Annotated in this window: 17 protein-coding genes, 1 tRNA gene, 1 other RNA gene and 1 pseudogene; 13 read left to right on the top strand and 7 right to left on the bottom strand. The window is 67.9% G+C overall.

The annotated features are described in order from the left end of the window. Positions 1–52: 52 nt before the first annotated feature. The 3 genes and pseudogenes from LSI54_RS07640 (at position 53) to LSI54_RS07630 (ending at position 2,680) form a co-directional block, all read left to right on the top strand. The gene (locus LSI54_RS07640; protein ID WP_241475866.1) at positions 53–940 is read left to right on the top strand and encodes a Nif3-like dinuclear metal center hexameric protein; all 888 of its coding nucleotides are present in this window, start codon (positions 53–55) and stop codon (positions 938–940) included. A gap of 61 nt (positions 941–1,001) precedes the next feature. After that, positions 1,002–1,439, top strand: a pseudogene (locus tag LSI54_RS07635) (reverse transcriptase-like protein); the annotation flags it as partial. Between the two features lie 704 nt (positions 1,440–2,143). Continuing rightward, positions 2,144–2,680 (top strand): sigma-70 family RNA polymerase sigma factor, encoded by a 537-nt coding sequence (locus LSI54_RS07630; RefSeq protein ID WP_241478075.1) that lies wholly within the window; start codon positions 2,144–2,146, stop codon positions 2,678–2,680. Positions 2,681–3,115: 435 nt separating this feature from the next. Here the strand turns inward: LSI54_RS07630 and LSI54_RS07625 are convergent, their stop codons facing one another. Beyond that, positions 3,116–4,645 carry a glyceraldehyde-3-phosphate dehydrogenase gene (locus LSI54_RS07625; protein WP_241478074.1) on the bottom strand — a complete coding sequence of 510 codons (1,530 nt, stop codon included), beginning with the start codon at positions 4,643–4,645 and terminating at the stop codon, positions 3,116–3,118. Positions 4,646–4,793: 148 nt separating this feature from the next. Beyond that, positions 4,794–5,200, bottom strand: an RNA gene (rnpB, locus tag LSI54_RS07620) — RNase P RNA component class A. 103 nt (positions 5,201–5,303) lie between these two features. Here rnpB and LSI54_RS07615 point away from each other — a divergent pair. Both LSI54_RS07615 and ettA read left to right on the top strand, forming a co-directional pair. Beyond that, positions 5,304–6,113 carry a YaaA family protein gene (locus tag LSI54_RS07615; protein ID WP_241464847.1) on the top strand — a complete coding sequence of 270 codons (810 nt, stop codon included), beginning with the start codon at positions 5,304–5,306 and terminating at the stop codon, positions 6,111–6,113. Between the two features lie 90 nt (positions 6,114–6,203). Next, complete coding sequence (ettA, locus tag LSI54_RS07610) at positions 6,204–7,886, top strand: energy-dependent translational throttle protein EttA (RefSeq protein WP_241464846.1); 1,683 nt, start codon at positions 6,204–6,206, stop codon at positions 7,884–7,886. 146 nt (positions 7,887–8,032) lie between these two features. Here ettA and ssb read toward each other — a convergent pair whose 3' ends face one another. Further along, positions 8,033–8,578 carry a single-stranded DNA-binding protein gene (gene ssb / locus LSI54_RS07605; protein ID WP_241478073.1) on the bottom strand — a complete coding sequence of 182 codons (546 nt, stop codon included), beginning with the start codon at positions 8,576–8,578 and terminating at the stop codon, positions 8,033–8,035. Between the two features lie 252 nt (positions 8,579–8,830). On the opposite strand from ssb, the gene LSI54_RS07600 reads away from it, so the two are divergent. The 3 genes from LSI54_RS07600 to LSI54_RS07590 all read left to right on the top strand — a co-directional run bounded on the left by LSI54_RS07600 (position 8,831) and on the right by LSI54_RS07590 (position 11,726). Further along, a tRNA-Arg gene (locus LSI54_RS07600) sits at positions 8,831–8,903 on the top strand. Position 8,904: 1 nt separating this feature from the next. Further along, positions 8,905–10,362 carry a DUF2079 domain-containing protein gene (locus LSI54_RS07595; protein ID WP_241478072.1) on the top strand — a complete coding sequence of 486 codons (1,458 nt, stop codon included), beginning with the start codon at positions 8,905–8,907 and terminating at the stop codon, positions 10,360–10,362. Positions 10,363–10,439: 77 nt separating this feature from the next. Beyond that, on the top strand, positions 10,440–11,726 hold the full coding sequence (locus tag LSI54_RS07590) for a glycosyltransferase (protein WP_241464843.1): 1,287 nt from the start codon (positions 10,440–10,442) through the stop codon (positions 11,724–11,726). 20 nt (positions 11,727–11,746) lie between these two features. Here the strand turns inward: LSI54_RS07590 and LSI54_RS07585 are convergent, their stop codons facing one another. From LSI54_RS07585 to LSI54_RS07575, 3 genes are all read right to left on the bottom strand, one after another. Further along, positions 11,747–12,784 (bottom strand): acyl-CoA thioesterase, encoded by a 1,038-nt coding sequence (locus LSI54_RS07585; RefSeq protein ID WP_241464842.1) that lies wholly within the window; start codon positions 12,782–12,784, stop codon positions 11,747–11,749. Between the two features lie 78 nt (positions 12,785–12,862). After that, on the bottom strand, positions 12,863–14,263 hold the full coding sequence (locus LSI54_RS07580) for a GntP family permease (RefSeq protein WP_241464841.1): 1,401 nt from the start codon (positions 14,261–14,263) through the stop codon (positions 12,863–12,865). Next, positions 14,260–14,838, bottom strand: coding sequence for a gluconokinase (locus LSI54_RS07575; RefSeq protein ID WP_241464840.1), 579 nt, complete (start codon positions 14,836–14,838; stop codon positions 14,260–14,262). Before LSI54_RS07575 ends, LSI54_RS07580 begins: the two co-directional genes overlap by 4 nt. Before the next feature lie 124 nt (positions 14,839–14,962). Here LSI54_RS07575 and LSI54_RS07570 point away from each other — a divergent pair, with 124 nt between their 5' ends. Together LSI54_RS07570 and LSI54_RS07565 are read left to right on the top strand one after the other, a co-directional pair. Next, positions 14,963–15,661 carry a FadR/GntR family transcriptional regulator gene (locus tag LSI54_RS07570; RefSeq protein ID WP_241464839.1) on the top strand — a complete coding sequence of 233 codons (699 nt, stop codon included), beginning with the start codon at positions 14,963–14,965 and terminating at the stop codon, positions 15,659–15,661. 5 nt (positions 15,662–15,666) lie between these two features. Further along, positions 15,667–16,374: a hypothetical protein gene (locus LSI54_RS07565; protein ID WP_241478071.1), complete on the top strand. Its 708-nt coding sequence runs from the start codon at positions 15,667–15,669 to the stop codon at positions 16,372–16,374. A gap of 19 nt (positions 16,375–16,393) precedes the next feature. Here LSI54_RS07565 and LSI54_RS13275 read toward each other — a convergent pair whose 3' ends face one another. Then, positions 16,394–16,714: a globin domain-containing protein gene (locus LSI54_RS13275; protein WP_241465097.1), complete on the bottom strand. Its 321-nt coding sequence runs from the start codon at positions 16,712–16,714 to the stop codon at positions 16,394–16,396. A gap of 423 nt (positions 16,715–17,137) precedes the next feature. On the opposite strand from LSI54_RS13275, the gene LSI54_RS07555 reads away from it, so the two are divergent. The 3 genes from LSI54_RS07555 to thrS are packed head-to-tail and all read left to right on the top strand — an operon-like array spanning position 17,138 to position 20,682. Continuing rightward, positions 17,138–17,611, top strand: coding sequence for a ribose-5-phosphate isomerase (locus LSI54_RS07555; RefSeq protein ID WP_241465096.1), 474 nt, complete (start codon positions 17,138–17,140; stop codon positions 17,609–17,611). A 3-nt stretch (positions 17,612–17,614) separates the two neighbouring features. Continuing rightward, complete coding sequence (locus tag LSI54_RS07550; protein ID WP_241478070.1) at positions 17,615–18,538, top strand: Fpg/Nei family DNA glycosylase; 924 nt, start codon at positions 17,615–17,617, stop codon at positions 18,536–18,538. 56 nt (positions 18,539–18,594) lie between these two features. Continuing rightward, positions 18,595–20,682, top strand: a complete 2,088-nt coding sequence (gene thrS, locus LSI54_RS07545; protein WP_446740422.1) for a threonine--tRNA ligase — start codon at positions 18,595–18,597, stop codon at positions 20,680–20,682. The last annotated feature ends 6 nt before the right edge of the window (positions 20,683–20,688 follow it).

The raw sequence follows: 20,688 nt of genomic DNA, 5'->3' as shown, positions 1-20,688 counted from the left end.
ACCGTCCGTGTCCCGGGCTCTATTCCTGAATCATGGCCTGTAGAAATGAGAGATGTCTCCCAGCCCCGCTCCGCGTCCAGATGAGACCACCACCGATTCCCAGGTTCCCACCCTCGATGAGGTGCTGGAGACCGCCGAAGAGCTCTGGCCTCGCTCACTGGCAGAGTCCTGGGACGCCGTCGGGCTGGTCACCGGCCGTCGCGACGCGCTCGTGCGGCGGATCCACTTCGCCGTGGACCCGGTGCGGCCGGTCATCGAAGAGGCCGCGAGCTCCGGGACCGATCTGCTGATCACCCACCACCCGCTGCTGCTTCGCGGAGTCACCTCCGTGGAGGCCGGACAGTTCAAGGGAGAGATGGTCCACCGGCTGATCGAATCCGGCTGCGCCCTGCTGACTGCTCACACCAATGGGGATTCCGCGATCGGCGGGGTCAACGATGTCCTCGCCGGCGCGCTGGGTCTTCAGGACACCGCACCGCTGGCCGTCGCGGCGGAGGGCCTGGCCTCGGAGGGACTGGGGCGCATCGGGATGCTGGCCGAGCCGCTGACGCTCGGGGAGTTCGCCGCCCGGGTGTTCTCGGTGCTGCCCGCCGTGGCGGGAGGCGTGCGGGTGGCGGGTGACCGGGAAGACCTGATCCAGCGGGTGGCGCTGTGCGGCGGGGCCGGGGACTCGCTGCTCCAGGCTGCCGCGGACGCCGGCGCTGATGTCTTCCTCACCGCCGATCTGCGCCACCACCCGGCCTCGGAGGCCCGCGAATCAGCCGCCGAGGGACGCCCCTATCTGATCGATGTCTCACACTTCGCCTCGGAATGGCTCTGGCTGCCCACCGCCGCGCAGGCGCTCCACCGAGCGCTGACCGATCGCGGCTACGATGTGGAGGTTGCCGTGAGCGGCATCAACACCGATCCTTGGGACTTCGTGCTCACCCCGGGCCGCTGAGGCGCCCGTGGGCTCGAGACACCGTGACCAAGACCTGTACTGACTTGAAGGTGCGTGAGCCATGACCACTCTGTTCGTCGAGGCCGACGGCGGAAGCCGCGGCAATCCTGGGATCGCCGGCTCCGGCGCCCTGGTCCGTGATGAGGCGGGTCAGATCCTCGCCACCAAGGCCACCCCGCTGGGGAAGGCGAGCAACAACGTCGCCGAGTACACCGGACTCATCGAGGGTCTGCGACTGGCCCGTGACCTGGACCCGCAGGCCTTCGTCGAGGTCAAGCTGGACTCCAAGCTCGTGGTGGAGCAGATGAGCGGGCGCTGGAAGATCAAGCACGAGGACATGAAGCGGCTCGCCGCAGAGGCCTCCACCATCCTGCCGCCGATGCAGGTGCGCTACACCTGGATCCCGCGCAAGGACAACGGCGACGCCGATGCGCTGAGCAACGAGGCGATGGACGCCTGCGCCGCCGGGATCCCCTGGGATCCGAGCCGCAGTCGGATCCGCCCCGCGCGTTGAATCTGCCGGCCCGGCGCAGGGGCCGGTCTGTTCGGCACGTCGGGGTCAACCGTGCAGACCGTGGTGGTGTGCACTGCGCGACCGATCAGCTTTCCCGACTTGACCGGTTCCCAGGCTGACCCCTTGGGCGAGATGAGCACGCCGGTCACGCTGATCCACGTCGGTCTCGCCAGAATCTCGCGAGGACGCTCCATCTCAGGCACCTTTGTTGTGATCTAGATCACATCTAGTTGACACTAAATGTTAATTAGATAGTCTAATTAAACTACTTCAAGGGTTTACCAGATGATCGTTGTCAGTCAGCCTCCTTGCACGGAGTCCGGCCCTGGCAACGGGAAGGTCCGTTCCGATGCTTGTCTGCCCGAACACGAAGAAAAGCTTGTGCGGGAATCTGCTCACCGTCGCGACCAGAACGCACAGGTCACCCGCCCAGGAGCTGCTGACCGGCCTGAGACGATCGGCGGGGGCGCCGGTGGGAGTCTTGGGGGCAGGAGCGGCTCTCGCACCCGCCTCTGGGGGCCGTCTGCCCCCGTTGTGGGCCGGTTCCAGGTTTCACGCTGTTCCGGTGGTCCGGAGACCGAGGACAGGGTGCGTTCATCCCTTGCGTGCCCATCCAGGGTGTGACGCCGTGGGGTGTTCGGCTCTCAGAGCCGATTCCCGGTGTGCTGAACGCGTGATCGGGGCTTCCTATGCACCAGGAAGGTGACCCGGTATTCGACGTTCGTGAGGCCTTTGCCGAGCACGGTGGGGCTCTCTTCGCGTACGCGGTCAACGCGTTAGGTGACCGAGCCGAGGCGGAGGACTGTGTTCAGGAGGCCTTCATCCGTGCCTGGCGAAGCAGAGAATGGTTCAGCAGATCGCGTGGTTCGATCCGGACAGGGCTGTTCGCCATCGTGCGCGACCTCGTCACGGATTCTCTGCGGGCTCGTGCCCGTCCCCCGGCGGATCCGGAGAAGATCGAGGGGGCGAGCGATACGGTGACGGAGGACCCGCTCGCAGTGGAGCGGCTGGTCCTCTACGAGTCGTTGGCCACGCTCACCTCCGAGCACCGACAGGTGATCGCCGCTGTTCAACTCGACGGCGTGGGGTACCAGGAGCTTTCGGAGAGGACAGGGGTTCCGGTCGCGACCTTGCGGACTCGGATGTACTACGGGCTGAAATCATTGCGGACGGCACTGGGGGGGGGTCATACGCACGATGAGCGCAATGTCTTCGCGGCGGGATGAGACTCCACCCCTGGGACTGGAGGAACGGATACTCAGCGCAACCTCCGCAGCTGCTCCGAACCACCTTGATGGGAACGGGAAGTCGGCACGGCAGGCACGACGTCCCGGCTGCGACAGCAGCACTGAATAATGCCGGACAACACCATCGGGTCGACCTCGAACCTGCAGAAGCGCGCCGTGGGTGCTCCACCGCAGGGACGCAGCATCCGGTGCATCGGCTCTCAACGGGCGTTCAGCCGGCAGGGACCGCGGGATGGGCCCCCGCGCGCCAGGAACTGAATTCCTGGACCATCTCGTTGCCTCATATCTCCATGTGACCCGGGGGCACACCTGGGACCAGCACGACGACGGCGGCCCACCCCAGCAGGGGAGGGCCGCCGTCGTCGTGCTGTCGCGAGTGGAGCGTGGTCTCAGCCGGTGGGCTGAACCGGGCGCTCAGCTGGCGGGCAGCGCGGTCTTCGTCTCAGATCCGGCGGGGCTTTCGGCGGCGCCGTTGCTGGCGGCGTTGCGCGGCTGCACCTTCGGGTACTTCACCGGGGCGCTGCCGGTCATGTGCTCCAGCACCCGGACCACCTGGGCGGAGTAGCCGAACTCGTTGTCGTACCAGACGTAGAGGATCGCCTGGCGGCCGTTGACGATGGTCGCCAGACCGTCCACGATCCCCGCAGCCCGGGTGCCCACGAAATCGGTGGAGACCACCTCGGCGGAATCGATGTAGTCCACCTGCTTGTGCAGCGGGCCCTCGAGGGATTCACGGCGCAGGAACTTGTTGAGCTCCTCCTTGGTGGTCTCCCGATCCAGCTCCAGATTCAGGATCGCCATCGAGACATCCGGGGTCGGGACGCGGATGGCGTTCCCGGAGAGCTTCCCGGCCAGCTGGGGCAGCGCCTTGGCAACCGCCTTCGCGGCACCGGTCTCGCTGATCACCATGTTCAGCGCCGCCGAACGACCGCGACGCTCACCGGGGTGGAAGTTATCGATCAGGTTCTGGTCATTGGTGTAGGAGTGCACCGTCTCCACGTGCCCATGGTCGATCCCGTAGGCCTCGTCCATGAGCTTGGCCACCGGGGTGATGGCGTTGGTGGTGCAGGACGCCGCAGAGACGATCTTGTCCTGCGCGGTGATCTGCTCGTGGTTGACGCCGAAGACGATGTTCTTCAGGTCTCCCTTGCCCGGAGCAGTCAGCAGCACCCGGGAGACGCCCTTGGCCTGCAGGTGCTGGCTGAGGCCTTCCTCATCGCGCCAGCGGCCGGTGTTGTCCACGACCACCGCGTCAGAGATGCCATGGGCGGTGTAGTCCACTGCGGCGGGGTCCGAGGCGTAGATGACCTTGATGAAGGTGCCGTTGGCGATGATCGCCTGGTTCTCCACGTCGACCCGGATGGAGCCCTCGAAGGGCCCGTGGACCGAGTCTCGGCGCAGCAGCGAGGCGCGCTTGGCGAGATCATCCTCGGCGCCCTGACGCACCACGATCGCGCGCAGCCGCAGCCCGGAGGCCGACGAGGCGTTGCCGACGATGATCCGGGCGAGCAGCCGACCGATCCGGCCGAAGCCGTAGAGCACGACGTCGCGCGGCTCAGAGAGTCCCTCACCGCCGCGGCCGAGAACTTCCGCGAGCTCCTCACGCAGGAAGGAGTCCATGTCCCCGGCGGCGGCATGCGGGGAGGCCCGATAGCGGGAGTTCAGCCGGGCGATGTCGATGCTGGCGGCGCCGAGATCCAGTGTGGTAAGCGCCTTCACCAGGGGAAGCGTCTGTGAGACTGGCAGCTCGGTCTCGTCGACCTGGCGGGCGAAGCGGTGCGCCTTGAGGATCTCGATGGCGGACCGGTTGACCAGTCGGCGACCGTAGATCCCGGTGACCACGTTGTTCTCTCGGTAGAGCTGTCCCAGCAGCGGGATCATGGCCTCAGCCTGGGACTCTCGGTCGATCCAGCTGTGCAGGTGTTCGTCTGCTTCAGTGGTCATTGTTGGACGTGTCCTCACTCGTCTAGACGTCATTGTCTACGTGGACCCATCGTGAGCTCGGTTCGTGGCGAACACCGCGATGTGTCCGTGGCTGAGTCTAGCCGAAACCCACTCACCCGGCGCCTAGGGGCACGGGGGAGCGGGTGGGGGGACGGGCCGGTCGATAAGCCGGGTTCTGTAGGCCGCGGTGATTGCTCACCGAGCCTGACCATCATCCATCTGGGCCTCGTGTTACCACGGACCTCAAGCGATCAACCCGGATGCTCGGGCGGGCAGCCCTCGAGCACATCCTGTTCGACCTTGCACCGGATGGGGTTTGCCTAGCCGCCCCAGTCACCTGGAGCGCTGGTGGTCTCTTACACCACCGTTTCACCCTTACCGGCGACGACGAGCGCCGCCGGCGGTCTGTTTTCTGTGGCACTGGCCTGCGGGTCTCCCCGAGTGGGCGTTACCCACCATCCTGCCCTGTGGAGCCCGGACTTTCCTCGGCCCGAGGCAGTTATCCACCGTCTCCGGCGGGCCTCAGTCTCGAGCCGCGATGGTCTGGCCGACCCGTCCCGGCTCACCATGCTACGGGATCGTGACACCGGCTCCGGGCGCATCGGCGGAGCGGCTGATCGAGGTGATCGCCGCCCCAGCCGCTTGCTAGCCTTGCCCGGTGCTGATCTTCCTGCCGCCCTCAGAGGGCAAGACACCCCCGACCGATCCCGGTGCGCCCCCGGTGGACCTGCGCAGCCTGACCCTGCCCGAGCTCGACCTCGTACGCGCCACCGTGATGGATGCCCTGATCCAGGTCAGCGGCCACGAGCAGGCTCAGCAGATGCTCAACGTGGGCAAGACCGTGATGCCCCAGGTGCGCGCCAACGCTCGGCTAGTCAGCGCCCCCACGGCGCCGGCGCACGAGATCTACACCGGGGTGCTCTTCGAAGCCCTCGACCCGGCATCGTTGAGCCCCGAGCAGCTGGACCGGGCCTCCCGGCAGGTGCTGGTCTTCTCCGGGCTCTTCGGCGTGACCTCGTTGACCGACAGGATCCCGGCCTACCGGCTCTCCATGGGGGTCAGCCTCAGCGCGCAGGGCACCGGTCAGGGCCCAGGTGCCGCCCCGGCGCAGCAGGCTCCCGGACGTCTGGGCAGCTTCTGGAAGGCCGCCCTGGACGAGCCGCTGAGTCGGCTCATCGGGGATCAGCTGGTCGTGGACTGCCGCTCCAGCTCCTACGGGCAGGCGCATCGGCCCGCACCGGAACAGACTCTGATGGTCAACAGCTTCACCGAGCGCGACGGGCAGCGGAAGGTCGTCACCCACTTCGCCAAGCACGCCCGCGGACTGCTCACCGGGATGCTGCTGCGCGCCCAGGGCCCGGCGCCTGAAACCGTGGACGACGTCGCCGAGCTCGCCTCCCGGCGGTGGCGCGTGGAGCTGCGTCCGGCCACCGGGCGGACCCCGCACCAGCTGGACCTGATCGACTGACCCCCGGCAGGCCGCGGCGCGTCGCCCCGAGCCGGTCAGCGCAGCCGGTCCATTAGCAGATTCTCGGCCCTGCCGACTAGCCTGGGGACCATGGCAGAGTTTATTTACACCATGATCAGCGCCCGCAAAAAAGTGGGCGACAAGGTCATCCTCGATGACGTCACCATGTCCTTCTACCCCGGCGCCAAGATCGGCGTGGTCGGACCCAACGGTTCGGGCAAGTCCACCATCCTCAAGATCATGGCGGGGCTCGATGAGCCCTCCAACGGCGAGGCACGTCTCTCCCCGGGCTACTCCGTCGGAATCCTGATGCAGGAGCCTGCCCTGAACGAGGACAAGACCGTGCTCGGCAACGTCCAGGAGGGCGTCGGCGAGATCTACGAGAAGCTTCAACGCTTCAACCAGATCTCCGAAGAGATGGCCAACCCCGACGCTGACTTCGACGCGCTGATGGCCGAGATGGGCACCCTGCAGGAGGCCATCGACGCCGCCAACGCCTGGGATCTCGACTCCCAGCTCGAGCAGGCCATGGACGCACTGCGCTGCCCGCCTCCGGAGGCCGACGTCAGCATCCTCTCCGGTGGTGAACGCCGCCGTGTGGCGCTGTGCAAGCTGCTGCTCTCCAAGCCGGACCTGCTGCTGCTCGATGAGCCCACGAACCACCTCGACGCCGAGTCGGTGCTCTGGCTCGAGCAGCACCTGGCCGCCTACGAGGGCGCCGTGCTGGCCGTGACGCACGATCGGTACTTCCTCGACCACGTCGCCCAGTGGATCTGTGAGGTCGACCGTGGTCGGCTCTACCCCTACGAGGGCAACTACTCCACCTACCTGGAGAAGAAGCAGGCCCGCCTGAAGGTCCAGGGCAAGAAAGACGTCAAGATGGCCAAGCGACTCTCCGAGGAGCTGGACTGGGTGCGCTCCAACGCCAAGGGACGCCAGACCAAGTCCAAGGCCCGTCTGAACCGCTACGAGGAGATGGCCGCCGAGGCCGAGCGCACCAAGAAGCTCGACATGGACGAGATCCAGATCCCGCCGGGCCCGCGCCTGGGCACCCAGGTCATCGAGGCCGAGAACCTGCAGAAGGGCTTCGACGACCGCCAGCTCATCGACGGGCTCTCCTTCTCGCTGCCGCGCAACGGAATCGTCGGGGTCATCGGTCCCAACGGCGTCGGCAAGTCCACGCTGTTCAAGACCATCGTGGGCATGGAAGAGCTCGACGGCGGCAAGCTCGCCGTGGGCGACTCCGTGAAGCTCTCCTACGTGGATCAGTCGCGTGCTGGCATCGATTCGGAGAAGAGCCTCTGGGAGGTCGTCTCCGACGGGTTGGACTTCATCCACGTCGGTGCCGTGGAGATGTCATCCCGTGCCTACGTCTCGGCCTTCGGGTTCAAGGGACCGGACCAGCAGAAGAAGGCCGGCGTGCTCTCCGGCGGTGAGCGCAACCGGCTGAACCTCGCGCTGACGCTGAAGCAGGGCGGCAACCTGTTGCTGCTCGATGAGCCCACCAACGACCTGGACGTCGAGACCCTGGGCTCCCTGGAGAACGCGCTGCTGGACTTCCCCGGCTGCGCCGTGGTCATCTCGCACGATCGCTGGTTCCTCGACCGGGTGGCCACCCACATCCTGGCCTGGGAAGGCACCGACGAGAAGCCGGCCGACTGGTACTGGTTCGAAGGCAACTTCGAGTCCTACGAGCAGAACAAGGTCGAGCGCCTCGGCGCAGATGCGGCTCGTCCGCACCGTGTGACCCACCGCAGGCTCACCCGCGACTGATCTCACCGCTCAGTCACGGACTGAGCCGTGAGCCGGTCCTGAGCTCGACAAGCGGCATCGACCCGGCCCGCCCGCGACACCACCTCGGTGACCGCGGGCGGGCCGAGTCGTATCCCCTCCCGCCGCCCGCGATTGCCTGTGCGGACTCAGAACGGGGCCTTCTCCGCGGAATCGGCGGTCTCGGCGCGCGCGGCGCCGTTCTGTGTGCCTGATGAGCTTGAGGGACCCGTCGATCCGCCCCAGACAGAGTCCGCGGCGGAGCTGGGGGAGTCGCTGGGGGAATCCGTGTTCGACTCCGCCGCTCCGCGCGCGTTCTCCTCCCCGGACCCGGAGCCGCCGAGCCGGGTGAAGGACCCCGAACCGAAGGTCAGGTCATAGCCGATCGCCTCCGCGTCGATCTCCACCGAGGTGCCGCGCTGACCCTTGTCGTTCTCCCACTGCCTCACTCGCAGCCGTCCGGTCACCAGCACCGGGTCTCCCTTGTTCAGGCTGCTCTTGACGTTCTGGGCCAGCTGACGGAAGGCCGAGACGGTGTACCAGTTGGTGTCCCCGTTGACCCATTGCTCCGACTTGCGGTCATAGCGCCGCGGAGTGCAGCCGAGCCGGAAGTTCGAGATCGGCAGACCCTGGAGCGTGGTGAACTCCTCCACCTCGCCGCCCAGGAACCCGCGAACGGTGATCGTTTCGCTCATTGCTCTCCTCCATCTCTGTCACGGCCACTCTTGATCGGCACGGCGTGCCCTGCCCCGCCGCAGGCCGTGGCAGGCGATGACGGGGTCCTGCCAGTGTTCGTCGTGGCGCCTCCGCGGCGGGGTGATCTCGTACGGTTGTGGATGAGCAAGGCGCCAGCGGCGAGTCGAGCGGTGCGGGGGAAAACCGGCGCGGCTGAGCAGGTAGACTCTCTGCCTGGACCTGCTCAGGATGCTGAGACTCTGCGCGTCCACGCCTCGGTAGCTCAGGGGATAGAGCAGCGGCCTTCTAATCCGCCGGTCGGGGGTTCGAATCCCTCCCGGGGCACTTGTCCATATCGCATAGACTCCAGCTGGCCGCCGTCATGACGGCGGCCGCTCTGCTGTATCTCGCCCACTCCCTGCTGCGCTTCCGCAACTTCGAGGCCAAGGGTTACGATCTGGGCATCTTCGATCAGGCGGTGCGTCAATACTCGCTGTTGAAGGCCCCCATCGTGCCGATCAAGGGCGAGGACTTCCACCTGCTGGGGGATCACTTCCACCCGATCATCGCGGCCTTCGCCCCGCTCTATTGGATCTGGGACGACCCGCGGGTGCTCAACATCGGCATGATCGCGCTGCTGGTCTCCACGGCGCTGCCGGTCTACCTGGTGGTCCGCGGGTGGTTCAGCCACCTGCCCGCCCTGCTGGCCGCCGTCGCACTGCTGCTCTTCTGGCCCTTCCAGGCGCTGGTGAACTGGGACTTCCATGAGATCGCCTTCGGCGTCCCGCTCGTCGCCTGGGTGATCTGGGCCATCGAACGGCGGCGGATGTGGCTGGCCGTGGGGCTCGGCGCGGTGCTGCTGCTGGTCCGCGAGGACATGGGCGTCACCCTCATCGCCCTCAGCCTGGTCTTCGCGCTCAAACGCGCCTGGCTGCCCGCGCTGGTGACCGCCGCGCTGGGGGTCTTCGGCTACTGGTTCGCCGTGGAGCTGGTGATCCCACACTTCTCCGCCGCCGGGGAGTTCGGCTACTGGGAGTTCACCGCCCTGGGACCCAGCGCAGGTGCGGCCATCATCTTCCTGCTGACCCAGCCCTGGAACGCAGTCGTGATCCTCTTCGATCACCCCACCAAGGTGGGCCTGTGGGCGCTGCACTTCCTGCCGCTGCTGCTGCTTCCCTTAGCCTCGCCGTATGCGATCCTCGGGGCTCCGATCCTGCTCTCCCGGCTGTTCAACGACCGGGCGAACGTCTGGTCTGTGATCTATCAGTACGATGCGATCCTCGCCCCGATCTTCCTGCTCGCCGGCTTCGACGTCGCCCGCCGGATCATCGCACGGTGGCCGCGGCTCAGACCCCTCGCCGTCGGGCTGCCCGGCACGGTCATCGCCGTCGGCCTGGTCGGCACCCTGGCGTTCCCCGGGGTCTTCCCGCTCCAGCGCACGGTGACCGCTGACAACTGGACCATGGGGGAGCGGGCGCTGGCACACCAGCAGGTCACCGACGCCGTCCCCGATGGCGTCTGTGTGGAGGCCGCCGATACCGCAGTGCCGCACCTGGTGGACCGCACCTCGGTGGGTCTCAACGGCACCACCGATGAGGACGCGCTGACCTGGATCATCATCGATGACACCGTGGAGGAGCTCGGCGGGTCGAACCCGCTGAGCCCCGAGGAGGCCTTCGTCCGAGCCGAGCGGCTGGGCTTTGAACCGGTCATCGAGGACGCCGAGGGTCTCTGGCTGATGCACCGTGCATCTGCGGTCGACAGCGCCGCTGCGAGCGACTGCGCGGAATACCTGCGGCGATGACCGCGCTGTAGCATAAGGATCGAACCACCCCACCCCTCAGCTGCGTCGCGATGCCGCGCGGCGTCATGGAGAGCCACATGTCCACCGACTGCGTCCCTGCGGGCGTCTGCGGAGCCCCGCAGACCGACCCCGACTCGGCGCGCGTGGTCATGGTCAGTCTGCACACCTCCCCGCTGGCCCAGGCCGGCAACCGGGACGCCGGTGGCCTCAACGTCTACGTCAACGCGCTCAGCGCAGCGCTCGCCCAGGGCGGCATCACGGTGGACATCGTCACCACCGACGTCGACGCCGAGGCTCCCGCAGGCGCAGACAGCGTCACAGTGCTCGACGATGGTCGGCGGATCCACACCCTCGCCGTCGGCGAGCAGGCGCGGTCGGAGAAGTCGCTGCTGCCCGAACGGGTCGATGAGCTGGCCGCCCGGGCGCTGCGCAGCCTGGAATCGATCGACATCAGCCGGGTCACCACGGTCCACTCGCACTACTGGATCTCCGGGCTGGCCGGGATTCAGCTGGCTCGGGCGCTGTCGGCGCCGCTGGTGCACACCATGCACACGATCGCCGCGGTGAAGCAGGAGCTCGACCCCACCACACCGGAGAGCCCCCGGCGCAGCCTCGCCGAGGCGATGATCGCCCGTGCTGCCGATCTGGTCACCGCCAACACCGAACGCGAGATCGCCGACCTCAAACGCCTCTTCGGCCTCGACGACGCCTCGATCGCGCTCGTCCGGCCAGGCGTCGACCTCGAGGTCTTCCACCCGCCCATGGGACAGGACCCCCGCTGCGGGCCGCTGGCCGGGCGCGCCCTGCGGCTGGCCTTCGCCGGCAGGCTGCAGCCGCACAAAGGACCGCAGGTCGCCGTCGAAGCCCTCGGCGAGCTGCGCAGGAGGATGCCCGAGGTGCCGGTGCAGCTGGTCGTCGCGGGAAGCCAGAGCGGTGACGACGTGCTGGACCTCCAGGCGCTGGCAGAGCGGGCCGGCGTCGCCGATGCGGTGCAGGCGCTGCCCCCGCTGCCACACAGTGAGCTCGCCGACCTCTTCCGCCGCAGCGACGCGGTGCTGGTGCCCTCCTTCAGCGAGTCCTTCGGCCTGGTCGCCCTGGAAGCCATGGCCTGCGGCACCCCGGTGATCGCCCACGATGTCGGGGGCCTCTCGTCCTTGATCACCCACCGCCGCAGCGGGCGGCTGATCCCGAGCCTGGACCCGGTCCTGTGGGCCGAGCAGCTGCGCTGGCTGGTGCTGCACCGGCGGGCCTGGGGCCGCTACAGCACGACGGCGGCGACGCTGGCGAGAAACTATTCCTGGGACGCCACCGCGGCCGCGACACGGCAGGCGTACCGCAGCCTGACTCTGATCACCAGCCGCTGAGCCGGTGTCGCCTGCCCGGCTCAGGTCTCCAGGTAGCGCGACGACCAGGTCTGGGAGTACTTCTTGTTGAGCGCCCGGGTGGCACGAGAGCTGTGCACCAGGGTCTGCTGCATCTTCTCGGAGAGCTTCGGTCGCAGTCCCTCGGGAGGTCGCACCATGCCCTCCTGGGCCACCGAGGCGACCAGGGCGCCGTCGCGGCTGTAGATGGACCCCTGGGCGAGGCCGCGCGCGTTCTGCGCGCTCGGGCTCTGCTGGACGTAGAGCAGCCACTCGTCGGCGCGGGCATCGCGATGCCACCACATGGCGTGATCCAGCGAGGCGACCTTCATCTCCGGCTTGGCCCAGTACAGGCCGTGGCGGCGCAGCACCGGTTCCAGCAGCGTGTAGTCAGAGGCGTAGAGGATCGCGGCCCGGTGGATGTTGGGGTCATCGGGCAGCGCGGCCTTGGTCTTGAGCCACACCGCGCTGGTGGCATGCGGATCCTGATCCGCCTCGAGGTAGATCGGGCGGTCCACATGACGGATGTCGAAGGGGCGGCCGTGCGCCCATTCATGCACGATCGGGTGCTTCACGTGTCCCACCAGCTCCTGAGGGGGTGCCAGATCCTCCGGATCCGGGACCCCCTCAGGCATCCTGCGCTGATGTGACACTCCGGCCGAGGGCCGCTGGAAGGACGCGATCATGGACAGGATCGGGGTCCCGTCCTGATAGGCCTGGCTGCGCCGCGCGGAGAAGGAGCCGCCGTCGCGCAGCCGCTCCACCGAGACCTGGATCGGTTTGCTCGCGTCACCGGGGCGCAGGAAGTAGCCGTGCACCGAATGGATCAGTCGGTCAGGTTCCACCGTGGCCATGGCGGCCGTGGCGGCCTGGGCCAGCACCTGCCCGCCGAAGACCCGCCAGTAGGCCTGCTTGAAGACCGGACCGAGGAAGTGGTCCTCGCCGCTGCGTCCCGCCGCTGCTTCATCGTCATCGGGCTTCAGGTGCTTCAGCTGCAGCATGTCCACGAGCTGCTGCACCGACTCGGCGGCGGCAGGCACCTCATAACGGCGATCAGGCATGCGACGTCCTTTCGGGCGTGGACTGGGTCAGGTGCCTCCACTCTAACGGCCCTTCAGCCCCATATAGGGGGAGCCGGGTCAGATCAGCGTGCCCACCCCGAACACGGCCCAGGCCAGCAGGAAGGCCATGATGCCGATCAGGGTCTCCAGCACGGTCCAGGTCTTCAGCGTGGTCTTCACGTCCATGCCGAAGAACTTCGAGACCAGCCAGAATCCTGAGTCGTTGACGTGGGAGGCGATCACCGAGCCGGCGGCGACGGAGATGACCATGGCGGCGAGCTGGAGCTCGTTGAAGTCCGCGGCGGCGACACCGGTGGCCAGCAGCCCGGCCGCGGTGGTCAGCGCGACGGTCGCGGAGCCCTGGGCGATGCGCAGCACGCCGGCGATGACGAACCCGGCGAGGATCAGCGGGATCCCGACGCCGGAGAGCGACTCGGAGAGAGCCTCACCGATGCCTGATTCGCGCAGCACTCCGCCGAACATGCCACCGGCGCCGGTGATCAGGATGACCGCGCAGACCGGACCCAGCGCCTGGTCCATGATGTCCTGGGCGCCCTTCATGCCGCGACCACCCCGGGTCCCCATGGTTGCCAGGGCGACGAAGAGCGTGATGAGCAGCGCGACCGGGGTCTGGCCCAGGGTGACCAGGATGCTGTACCAGGCGGATTCGGTCTGCTCCGCGGAGACCACGCCGGCGGTGGCCAGGGTGCTCAGTCCGGTGTTGAGGAAGATCAGCAGCATCGGCAGCAACAGGATCATCACCACGGTGCCGAACCTCGGCGGGTTCTTCTCGGCGGCCTCATCGGCCTGGCCCAGCAGCAGCGGGATCGGCAGCTCCCAGCGGCGTCCGGCCCACTTGCCGAAGAGGTAGCTGGTCACGTACCAGGTGAGCACCGCGATCGGCAGCGCCACCAGCAGCAGGATGCCGACGTTGGCCTCGAAGAACTCACTGGCTGCCACGGGGCCCGGGTGCGGAGGCACGAACACGTGCATGACGGAGAATGCGCCGGCCACGGGAAGCCCGTAGAGCAGCACCGATCCGCCGAGGCGCCGACCCACGGCGAAGACCACCGGAAGCATGACCACGAGTCCGGCGTCGAAGAAGATCGGGAAGCCGAAGAGCAGCGAGGCGACGCCGAGCGCGAAGGGAGCGCGCTTCTCCCCGAACCTGTTGACCAGCTTGTCGGCCAGGACCTTGGCGCCGCCTGAGACCTCGACGATCCGGCCGAGCATCGCGCCGAGGCCGACGAGCAGGGCCACCGAGGCCAGGGTGGAGCCGAAGCCTGAGGTGAGCACCGGGACGATGTCTGCGGTCGGAATCCCGGCCGCGGCTGCGGTGAGCAGCGAGACCAGGATCAGGGCCACGAAGGCGTGGACCTTGAAGCGGATGATGAGCACGAGGAGCACCGCGATGGAGCCGGCGGCGATGCCGAGCAGCGGGCCGGTGCCGAGGGTCTGTTCCCAGCCTTCGAGGGTCATGAGTGATTCCGTTCTTCGCTCTGGTCAGAAGTGTCGGTGTTGGTGCGGAGCCAGGTCCGGGCGGCCTCGAGGAGGTCCTCGATCGTGGCGTCATTGGTGAGCACGACGCCGTCCTCCTCCGGATCGAGGGACTCCAGCGTGTTGAGCTGGGACTCCAGCAGCGCCGGGGGCATGAAATGGCCGCTGCGGTGGGCCAGTCTGGTGTTCAGCCGCGGGATCTCCACATCCACATGGAGGAACACCACGCGTCCGGCAGCGGTGCGCAGCACATCTCGGTAGCTGCGGCGCAGCGCGGAGCAGGTGATCACGCTGCCGGTCTCCACCTGGGCGGACATCCAGTCCCGCAGGGCGTCGAGCCAGGGCCAGCGATCCTCATCGGTCAGCGGCGTCTGCGACGCCATCTTGGCGATGTTCTCGACCGGATGGAACTCATCGGCTTCGGCCATCGGCAGGTTCAGCTCGGCTGCCAGGGCTGCGGCCAGCGTGGACTTCCCTGAGCCGGAGACTCCCATCACCACCAGGTGACAAGGGGGAGCCGGTTCACCCGGGCTAGGCTGAGGTGGGGGATTCGTCATCGAATTCCTTTGTGCTGAGGGCTGGTTCTCGGATTCCCTGTGACGGGGACCACGTGCCAGCTAAGATAGCACCTTTCAGCATGAAAGGTGTGATGTTTGTTTCTGTGTTGATGAAGGAGGCTGTGTGGCGAACTCTTCCGTGGCCCGCGTGGGCCGGGACGCGATCTCCGAGACCCTCGGGCGCGAGATCGTCGACGGGGCGCATCGACCCGGAGCTGTGCTGACCCTGGAGTCGCTGCAGCAGCGCTTCGGCATCTCGCGCACCGTGGCCCGCGACAGCGTCAAGGTGCTGGAGTCCCATGGTCTGCTCTATTCGAAGCGACGCATCGGCCTGGTGGTGACCGCCGCGGAGCACTGGGACGTGATGTCTCCCGCCGTGATCGGCTGGCGGCTGGCCTCGGCCGACGCGCGCGGGGCGTTCATCGAACTCACGCAGCTGCGCATCGCGGTGGAGACCGAAGCGGCAGCTCTGGCTGCCGCCCGGCGGACCGAGGTTCAGGCCCACCAGATGCTGGATCTGGCCGCCACCATGCGGCGGCTCGGCGAGTCCGAGCAGCTCGAGGAGTTCATCGCGGCAGACATCGCCTTCCACCGGCTGATGCTCGAGGCCGGCGGAAACTCGATGTTCGCGGCACTGGCCGACGTCGTCGCGGAGGTCCTCACCGGACGCACCAAGCACGGCCTGATGCCGACCCGTCCTATGCCCGAGGCTCTCGACGCCCACGACGGCGTGGCCCGAGCGATCGCGGGCAAGGACCCGCGCGAGGCCCGGCGCTGCATGGAGGTCCTGGTCGATGAGGTGCGCTCTGCTCTGGAAGAATGAGCCCCATGACTGACTCGCTGCGATTCGCTGAAGCCGTCTCGCTCCAGGACCTCTCCACCTACATCAAACGAGCCCGCCGCATCCAGGAGCAGGGCATCCGGCTCCAGGCCGTGGGCCAGGTGCTCGCCGCCTGGGTGCCGGTGATGACCCCGGGTTCGCTGACGAGCCAGCTGCCTGCGGTGCTGGGACTGCGCACCGTCGCCCTCGCCGAGGCGTCGCGCGCCGACGTCACCACGGAGCTGAGCTCCATCAGCGAGCGCATCGCCCGGATGAACCCTGCCGAGACCGAGCTCTCGCTGCCGCCGAGCCGGCTCAGCGTGCCCTGGGCGGCGGTCACGCCCCCGCGCTCCGGCTGGGAGCCGCTGGGCAGTCTGCCCGATGACCACCTGCGCGCCCAGGCCCAGTCCGGCATCGCCCAGATCACCGAGGCGGTGCCGACCACGGCGGGCGCCGCCGTCGTCGAGCAGGTCCGGGAACAGGTCTGGGGGCGGGACCTGGAGACCGAGAACGCCTCATCGGCCGAGGACGCTCAGCAGCTCCACGAGGCCGCCATCCCCGCCGGCGCGGCCTTCGGCGCCCACGCGCTGAACTTCCTCGCCGCCGAGGGAGCCAGCGGGTCCACCGCCGTGCACCGGAGGGGCCGCTGGGTCCGGCTCAGCTCGCAGGGCGGCTACATCCTGTGCCGCAGCACCCGGGAGCCGGCGATTCTGTGAAGGTCTGACCCGCTGAGGGTCAGCTGTTGACCATCGAGTGCGCGGCGCGCTCGAGGTAGTCCCACAGGATCTGTTCGTGCAGCGGGGAGAGCTCTGCGGCGTCGACTCCGGCGCGCATGAACGTCAGCCACTTGTCCCGAGCCTCAGCATCCACGGCGAAGGGCATGTGCCGCATCCGCAGCCGAGGGTGCCCGCGCTGCTCCTGATAGGTGCGCGGCCCGCCCCAGTACTGCTCCAGGAACATCAGCAGACGCTCCTTCGCCGGTTCCAGGTCCGCCTCCGGGTACATCGCCCGAAAGTCCTCGTCCTGCGCGACATGGTCGTAGAAGACCTCGACGATGGTCTCGAAGGTCCTGCGTCCACCGACCGCATCATAGAAGCTCTGCTGCTCAGCGCCTGACGGCTCAGAGCTGCCGGGCGCGGGGCTGGACGGCGCGGCAGCTGCTGGTGCAGGCGTCGCCGCGGCGGGGCGGCCGGGCAGGCCGGAGACCTGGGACGGAGGCCGTCCGACGGGCCGCACGGTGGCGATCGGCGCCCCCAGGCGGTTCGAGAACTTCGGAAGCTCACGGGCGGGCTTGGACTCTTCGTCAGACATGTTCCTCCTCTTGCGCGGTGCAGGGTGCAACGATACTCGCTCACCCCATGTTCCCCGTCGGCCACGCAGCCACTGCCGGCACCTGCCTGAGCCCCGTAGGATTGACCCGGCCCCCGGCCACCCGCGTCCTCGCCCCGAAAGGTCTGAGAAGAGATCATGGTAGACAGCATGGAAGTCCACATCGCCACCGATCACGCAGGGATGGAGCTCTCCGCCCACCTGGCAGATCACCTGCGCGGTCTCGGCTACACCCTCATCGATCACGGGCCGCAGGAGTATGACGCGCTGGACGACTACCCAGCCTTCTGCATCCGAGCGGCCGCGGCCGTGGTGGCCGCCCGCAGCGCCGGCAAGAACGCGCTGGGCATCGTGCTGGGCGGATCCGGCAACGGCGAGCAGATCGCCGCGAACAAGGTCACCGGCGTCCGCGCAGCCCTGGCCTGGAGCCACGACACCGCGGTCCTCGCCAGGGAGCACAACGACGCCAATGTGGTCGCCCTCGGCGGACGCCAGCACAGCCTCGAAGAGGCCACCGGGATCGTGGAGGCCTTCTTGCGCGCCGATTTCACCAAGGATGAGCGCCACGCCCGCCGGATCGGGAAGATCTCCCACTATGAGCTGACCGGCGAGATCCTCGACTGAGAAATGCCTGAAGGTCATACCCTCCACCGGCTCGCCGCGCAGATCAACACGGTCTTCGTGGGGAGCCCGTGGCGGGTCAGCTCTCCGCAGGGGCGGTTCGCCGCCGGCGCGGAGCGGCTGGACGGGCAGGTTCCGCAGCACGCCGAGGCCTGGGGCAAGCACCTGTTCGTGCACCTCGGGCCCGAGGTCTGGCAGGTCCATCTGGGGCTCTACGGCGCGTTCAGCTTCCGCGGGGATCAGGAATTCACGGCCGAGGCCACCATAGGCGCTCCTCGAGCCGCGGCAGTCACCTTCGAGCCGCAGTACGACGACGACGGCTGGCTCATCCCCGAGCCTGCGCAGGGGGCCGTGCGGGCCAGGGTCAGCGCCCGGCACGGCTGGGCGGATCTGCGCGGTCCCGCCACCTGCGCGGTGCTCGAGGTCGCGGACTACCACAAGGTCATCGCCCGGCTGGGTCCTGATCCGTTGCGCCAGGGCCCTCCTGACCGGATGAGCACTGACCAGGGTCATGCGGGATCGGCACAGACCGACCGCGCCCAGAAAGATCAGCACCCGCGCGAGACCTTCCTGCGCAACCTCAGCCGGCGCCGGATCAGCATCGCCGCGGCCCTGATGGACCAGGCGGTCATCGCCGGGGTGGGCAACATCTACCGGGCCGAAGCGCTGTTCCTCGAGCAGCTCGACCCGCACACGCCCAGCAACCAGATTGACCCCGAACGCGCCACCGCGCTCTGGGACCGGCTCACCGAGCAGCTGCGCGACGGCGTGGCTGAGGGTCGGATCCGCACCGTGCGCACCGGCGGCTCGCGGCGCCACTGGGTCTATAAGCATCAGGGCACCGCCTGTCCGCGCTGCGGGGCGGTCATCGAGGCGGCTGAGCTGCAGGGCCGCCGGCTCTACTGGTGTCCGGGGTGCCAGCGCGGCTGAGCCCGCGCCAGTTCCGCCGGGGTTCCCGTAGAATCACCTGGGTCCGCAGAACATCCATGAGGAGTACATCCCAAGTGTCCGAAAACGCAGCATCGGAAGCCCCGTCCCAGGCGTCAGCGCCGGCTGAATCCATCAGCATCACCCGCGACGGCGAGACGGCGAGCATCGAGCGCGGCACCACCGGCACCACGCTCTTCGCCGCGGACAAGAGCACCGTGGTCATGCGGGTCGACGGTGAGCTCTGGGACCTCTCCCGCGAGATCCCTGCCGGCTCCGCCGTCGAGGCCGTGGACATCTCCAGCCCCGACGGGCTCAACGTGCTGCGCCACTCCACCGCCCACGTGATGGCCCAGACGGTCCAGCAGCTCTACCCTGAGGCCAAGCTCGGCATCGGCCCCTACATCACCGACGGGTTCTACTTCGACTTCGACGTCGCCGAGCCCTTCACGCCGGACGATCTGAAGAAGATCGAGAAGGCCATGCAGAAGCTGATCAACCAGACCCAGCACTTCGAGCGCGAGGTGGTCAGCGAGGAGCAGGCCAGGACCGCGATGGCGAGTGAGCCGTACAAGCTCGAGCTGCTCGGCGTCGCCAGCGATTCCAACAGCTCAAACGGTGCCGCTGAGGCCGCCGAAGGTGCCAGCATCGAGGTCGGCGGCGGGGAGATCACGATCTACCACAACGTCGATCGCCACGGCGAGCGGGTCTGGTCCGACCTGTGCCGCGGACCGCACCTGCCCAACACCAAGCTCATCGCCAACGCCTACGCCGTGATGCGCTCCGCCGCCGCCTACTGGCGCGGCAAGGAGTCCAACCCGCAGCTCCAGCGCCTCTACGGCACCGCCTGGCCCACCAAGGATGACCTGAAGGCGTACAAGGAGCGGCTGGCCGAGGCCGAGCGTCGCGACCACCGCCGGCTGGGCTCGGAGCTGGACCTCTTCAGCTTCCCCGACGAGCTGGGCTCGGGGCTGCCGCTGTTCCACCCCAAGGGCGGCATCATCAAGCGCGAGATGGAGGACTACGTCAGAACCCGGCACATCGAGGCCGGCTTCCAGTACGTGGGCACCCCGCACATCTCCAAGGACGGCCTGTTCCACACCTCGGGACACCTGCCCTACTACGCCGACACCATGTTCCCGCCGCTGCATGTGGATGAGGAGCGCGACGCCGAGGGCAACATCACCAAACAGGGCCAGGACTACCGGCTCAAGGCGATGAACTGCCCGATGCACAACCTCATCTACCGTTCCCGCGGACGCTCTTACCGGGAGCTGCCCATGCGGCTCTTCGAGTTCGGCTCGGTCTACCGGTACGAGAAGTCCGGCGTGATCCACGGCCTGACCCGCGTGCGCGGCTTCGCCCAGGATGACTCCCACTCCTATGTCACCAAGGAACAGGCCCCCGATGAGGTCCGCCACCTGCTGAGCTTCGTGCTCTCGCTGCTGCGCGACTTCGGCCTCGATGACTTCTACCTGGAGCTCTCCACCCGGGACGAGGATTCGGAGAAGTTCATCGGCAGCGCCGAGCAGTGGGCCGAGGCCACCAAGGTGCTCGAGGACGTCGCCAACGAGACCGGTCTGGAACTGGTGGCCGATCCCGGCGGTGCGGCCTACTACGGCCCGAAGATCTCCGTGCAGGCCCGCGATGCGATCGGCCGGACCTGGCAGATGTCCACCGTGCAGTACGACTTCAACCAGCCCGAGCGCTTCGGCCTGGAGTACCAGGCCGCCGACGGCACCCGCCAGGAGCCGGTGATGATCCACGCCGCGAAGTTCGGCTCGATCGAACGGTTCCTCGGCGTGCTCACCGAGCACTACGCCGGAGCGTTCCCGGTCTGGCTCTCACCGGTCCAGGTCCGCGCGATCCCGGTCGCGGAGCCGTTCAACGACTACCTCACCGAGGTCGTCTCCAAGCTGCAGGCCGCCGGCGTGCGCGCCGAGCTCGAGGACAGCAGCGACCGCTTCCCGAAGAAGATCCGCACCGCCTCGAAGGACAAGATTCCGTTCGTGCTGATCGCCGGAGGCGATGATGTCGACGCCGGCGCGGTCTCGTTCCGCTTCCGTGACGGCAGCCAGGACAACCAGGTGCCGGTGGATGAGGCCGTGGCCCGGATCCTCGCGGCCATCGAATCCAAGGAAGGCTGAACCGGC

This window comes from Nesterenkonia sp. AY15 (genome assembly GCF_022565855.1).
In the GTDB taxonomy this organism is placed as follows: Bacteria; Actinomycetota; Actinomycetes; order Actinomycetales; family Micrococcaceae; genus Nesterenkonia.
The sequence above is the reverse complement of the archived record's forward strand: the minus strand, read 5'-3'. Positions and strand labels throughout refer to the sequence as shown.